Genomic DNA, 3,978 nt, shown 5'->3' on the forward strand with positions numbered 1-3,978 from the left:
CGGGCAGGCCGGACCGACCTCGGCAAAATCGCCGATCGCGTAGCGAATGAGCGGCATGGCGAAGTTGTGCAGCGTGCTCAGCACCACCTCGCCGCTGGCGCCCGGCGGACACGGTTCGCCGTGCGCATCCAGCACCTCGACCAGCAGGTTCTCGGCCTGCACGTGGTAGTGCTCCGGCGCCTGCGGGCATTGCAGGGCGATGTAGCCGGCCTCCTCGCAGCTGTAGACATCCGCCAGCGGCAGGCCCCAGACCTCATTGCACAGGGCACGCAAGTCGGCCGGCAGCTGCTCGCCAAAGCTGCCGAGACCGCGCAGGCGTTCGGGTCTCACGCCGCGGGCGCGGGCTTCCAGCAGCAGGCCGCGCAGGTTCGATGGGTGCGTCAGCAGGTAGTCGGGATCGTTGGCGAGCAGCCAGTCGAGCTGCCGGTCGATGGGCGTGTGGATGGGCAGCGTGAGTGCAGGTCCAGTCTCGAACACCGCCTCGACGGCGCGCCCCCAGCCCGACAGGCGGGCGTCGTCCACCCGGGTGCGGATGGCCGCAAACGTGCCGCGAACATCGCGCCGCTGCCACAGGTGCTCACGCAGGTTGAGCGCACCGAAAAAGAAATGACTGAGCTCGGTTTCGAGTCCACGCAGCGGCCGGCCGGTGGAACCCGAGGTGTGATATTCGATCACCCGCCCATGGTCGGCCGGCACGGCGCGGCTGTGCAGCGCCTCGCCCTGCGCCTGCACGTCGGCCCGGCGCAGCAGCGGCACCTGCTGCCAGTGCGCGGCCAGTGCCTCGGGAGTGTCCAGCGGCAGGCCGGCCAGACGCTGCGCATAGCCCGGCACGGTGGCGCGCGCGTGGCGCAGCAGCACGGCGAGCTGCCGGAACGCCGTGACCTGCAGGCGCGGCGCCGGCCACCACTCGCTTTGCGCCAGCTGGTAGTGCATCGCCAGCAGGCTGGCGCCGACACTGTCCGGCAGCGCCGGCCAGGCAAGCCCGCTGACGGCCGAGCGCGGCTCAGTCACGCCGCCAGGCGACCACGCCGTCGACGTCCTCGGTCAGCGCCTCGATGTCGATGTGGTAGGCGAGCCCGGCGCGCTCGGCAGCCGGTCCGGCCAGAAAGCCTTCGAGGTACGCCGCACAGCCGGCGAAACACAGCGCCCCCGTCACCGCAAGGCGGCTGTCCGGGGCGGTCTCGAAGCGGCCGCCCACGATGCGCAGATTCTCGGCGGTCAGCTCGTAGCGCCCGCTGGGTACGGTGATGGCCAGCGTGATCCTGGCGCGCCCGGCGCCGAAATCGGCCTCGAGCGCGCCGTTTTCGAGAAAGGTGGTGGCCGCCATGCCGCCCTCGCCAGCCGTGGGCGTCACCTGCCCGCCCAGCACCGAATAGCGCGCCGCGCCCGTGGGTGTTTCCTGCGCCGGCACGCCGGCCACGTAATAGAGGGCATTGCGCGCGCCCTCGCCGCCGGTGATGTCGACATTGGCGTGGCGGCCGTCACCGCCGGTGCGGCCGCTGCCCCAGCGTCCCCAGGCGACCAGGCCGTCATTGCCGGCGTGCCCGACCGGCAGGTCCCAGGTGACTGTGCCGCGGTCGTCGGTGAAGCCGCGCAGCCGGCCGGCGGCGTCGAAACCCGCCGCCTGCGGCGGGTAGCGATGCACCGGCGGCCCGTCGTCCGGCAGCAGGAAATCGTGCGCGATGGCCACCTGCCACACCGGCGCGACCGGCGTTTGCGCCTCGCTCGCCGCCACCGCCGAGCCAGCGATCAGCAGCATGCCGGTGACGGGTAGGCGGCTTGTGTCGCCTTTCATGGCATGTCACCGGGTCCGAACCGCAGGCGCGCCGCCACGCGCAGGCCGAGCGCCAGCAGCGCCGTCAGCGCCGACCACAGCGTGATCGGCGGCAGCCCACCCGGCCACTGCGCCGGCACAAACCAGCCCGCCACGGCATACGACAGATGCAGCACCACCAGCACCAGCGCCAGCCGGCCGATCGCCTGCAGCCTGCCCCAGTAGCGCGCCGACATGGCCGCGCGCACGCCGGGCAGCGAGGCGACCAGTGGCGCCAGCAGCACCAGCCAGGTGAGTGCCCCGCACAGCATGGCGAATTCGGCGATCGGCGTGAACTCGAACGCCTGACGAAAAAACGCTCGTTGGTAGGCGTAATTGAGGGTGGCCAGCGACAGCAGGATATGCACCGTCGCCAGCACGAAGCCGATCAGCCCCCAGTAGCGGCGCCGCCACAGGTGCATGCCGAACCGAGCCGGCCACAGCCGCGCCGCCGGGCCGAGACTCAGTGCCAGCGCCAGCAGCGTCAGCGCCGTCCAGGACACCGCCTTGTTGAACACGTAAATCGGGATGTGCCCGACCGGCCAGGGACCGAACACCACGTAGCGCACCGTGGCGTAGACGGCCGTCACCAGCAGCAACGCGGCGGGCAACGGCAGGCAGGTGCGCAGGACGGCCCGGTCACGGGCTTCGCGCTGCGCTTCGTCCGATGGGCTTGACCGGAAACCAGGCTCCACAGCGAGCCACTCCTGCGAACACCGACCTCGCGAAAGGGTAGTCTAGGGAACTGCCGAAAAATTCCCTCCCTGGAATTTTTCAGCACTTCACTAGAACTGGCGTACCGCTGAAAATGCCACACTTGGCTTGTTTACGGGCAAACGTCATTCAGCAACCTGTCAGTCTCGCTGCGGGGCAGGCCGCGCCCGCACATGGTAGCCATGGAGAAAAGCCGATGTTCATCGAATTCAGTGGCCTGCTCGGCCTGCTGCTGTTGATCGCCGACGTGTGGGCCATTGTCAGCATCGCGCAAAGCCCGGCCGGCACCGGCGCCAAGGTGGGCTGGATCGTGCTCATCCTTTTGCTGCCGGTGCTGGGCCTGCTGATCTGGCTGCTGGCGGGGCCGCGCGGCTGACAGGCCATCGAAAAACTTTTCTCAATGACCAGCCAAGGACTGCAACCAGGGCTGGCGCCATTGCTCATGCCGGGGAATCCCGCCGGCGACAGCGGCGCCTTTCTGCCGCCATGAAACCATTGGAGCCCCGCTCATGACCGCCGAATGCCCGCGCTGCGCCGTCCCGCTGACCGCCACCGAACTGCAGCGGGTGCCGGCACAGCGCTGCCCGCGCTGCGGCGGCTGGTGGCTGCAGGCCGATGCGCTGCGCGCCGCCCGCGACGCGGCCGATCCGGACCTGGCGGTGCTCGAGGTCGAGCTGTGGTCCGACCCCGAGCAGTTCCGCCACGCCCCGCGCAGCGGCCGCTGTCCGACCGGCGACGGCACGCTGCACGCGCTCGAGTACGGCCCGACCGGCGTCACCGTCGACTACTGCGACACCTGTTTCGGCGTTTGGCTGGACGCGAGCGAGTTCGAGCGCATCGTCGAGGCGCTCGAGCACGAAATCGACCGCCGCCCGGCCAACGAGTACCTGCGCGCGGCGCTGCACGAGGCGCGCGAACTGCTGACCGGTCCGCAGACGCTGCCCGAGCACTGGCGGGCGCTGCGCGGCGTGCTGAAGCTGCTCGAGTACCGGGTGCTGGCCGAGCACCCGGCGCTGCACCGGCGCCTGCTGGCGCTGCAGGCGACCAACCCGTTTCGTTGAACCTGCGCCGACGGATGGCCGTTATAGAATGCTCGGCCGTCATCGCAGCCCCTGCAACACGTTACCCATGCGCCAGCCCCTCGTCGCGCTCGCCCTGTCGCTGTGCCTGTGCGCCGGACCGGCGGCGGCGCGTGGCGTCCACGGCTGGGTCGAGTTCGTGCAACTGCACCTCGATGACCAGCCGCTCACGCTCAAGGCCAAGCTCGACACCGGCGCCAAGAGCTCCTCGCTGGACGCCACCGACATCACGCCGTTCGAGCGCGACGGCGAGCCCTGGGTACGTTTTCGGATCAACCGCTCGGGCCTGCAGCAGGCGCCTGTGATCGAGCAACCGGTGGTGCGCTACGTGGCCATCAAGCGCCACAGCGGCCCCAACGATCGCCGGCCGGT

At 70.3% G+C, this 3,978-nt stretch carries 6 protein-coding genes; 3 read left to right on the plus strand and 3 right to left on the minus strand.

What is annotated here, in order from left to right:
• The 3 genes from PHC73_RS05495 to PHC73_RS05505 form a co-directional block, all read right to left on the minus strand.
• Positions 1-1,011, minus strand: a 1,011-nt coding sequence (locus PHC73_RS05495; RefSeq protein ID WP_300125434.1) for a hypothetical protein, incomplete at its 3' end; no start/stop codon positions are given.
• The gene (locus PHC73_RS05500) at positions 1,004-1,795 is read right to left on the minus strand and encodes a hypothetical protein (RefSeq protein WP_300125437.1); all 792 of its coding nucleotides are present in this window, start codon (positions 1,793-1,795) and stop codon (positions 1,004-1,006) included. The genes PHC73_RS05500 and PHC73_RS05495, both read right to left, overlap by 8 nt.
• Positions 1,792-2,508, minus strand: coding sequence for a hypothetical protein (locus PHC73_RS05505; protein ID WP_300125440.1), 717 nt, complete (start codon positions 2,506-2,508; stop codon positions 1,792-1,794). The genes PHC73_RS05500 and PHC73_RS05505 overlap by 4 nt, the downstream gene beginning before the upstream one ends.
• Before the next feature lie 215 nt (positions 2,509-2,723).
• On the opposite strand from PHC73_RS05505, the gene PHC73_RS05510 reads away from it, so the two are divergent.
• The 3 genes from PHC73_RS05510 to PHC73_RS05520 form a co-directional block, all read left to right on the plus strand.
• Positions 2,724-2,903, plus strand: a complete 180-nt coding sequence (locus tag PHC73_RS05510) for a PLDc N-terminal domain-containing protein (protein WP_300125442.1) — start codon at positions 2,724-2,726, stop codon at positions 2,901-2,903.
• A gap of 133 nt (positions 2,904-3,036) precedes the next feature.
• Positions 3,037-3,588 carry a zf-TFIIB domain-containing protein gene (locus PHC73_RS05515; protein WP_300125443.1) on the plus strand — a complete coding sequence of 184 codons (552 nt, stop codon included), beginning with the start codon at positions 3,037-3,039 and terminating at the stop codon, positions 3,586-3,588.
• A 67-nt stretch (positions 3,589-3,655) separates the two neighbouring features.
• Positions 3,656-3,978 (plus strand): RimK/LysX family protein (locus tag PHC73_RS05520; RefSeq protein ID WP_300125446.1); only part of this gene is annotated, 323 nt, incomplete at its 3' end.

The organism is Immundisolibacter sp., assembly GCF_028696615.1.
Classification (GTDB): Bacteria; Pseudomonadota; Gammaproteobacteria; order Immundisolibacterales; family Immundisolibacteraceae; genus Immundisolibacter.

What these genes read in the sequence shown, in the direction of transcription:
- PHC73_RS05500 (WP_300125437.1), bottom strand. Translation starts at nt 1,795, where the DNA reads ATGAAAGGCGACACAAGCCGCCTACCCGTCACCGGCATGCTGCTGATC.
- PHC73_RS05510 (WP_300125442.1), top strand. Translation starts at nt 2,724, where the DNA reads ATGTTCATCGAATTCAGTGGCCTGCTCGGCCTGCTGCTGTTGATCGCC.
- PHC73_RS05515 (WP_300125443.1), top strand. Translation starts at nt 3,037, where the DNA reads ATGACCGCCGAATGCCCGCGCTGCGCCGTCCCGCTGACCGCCACCGAA.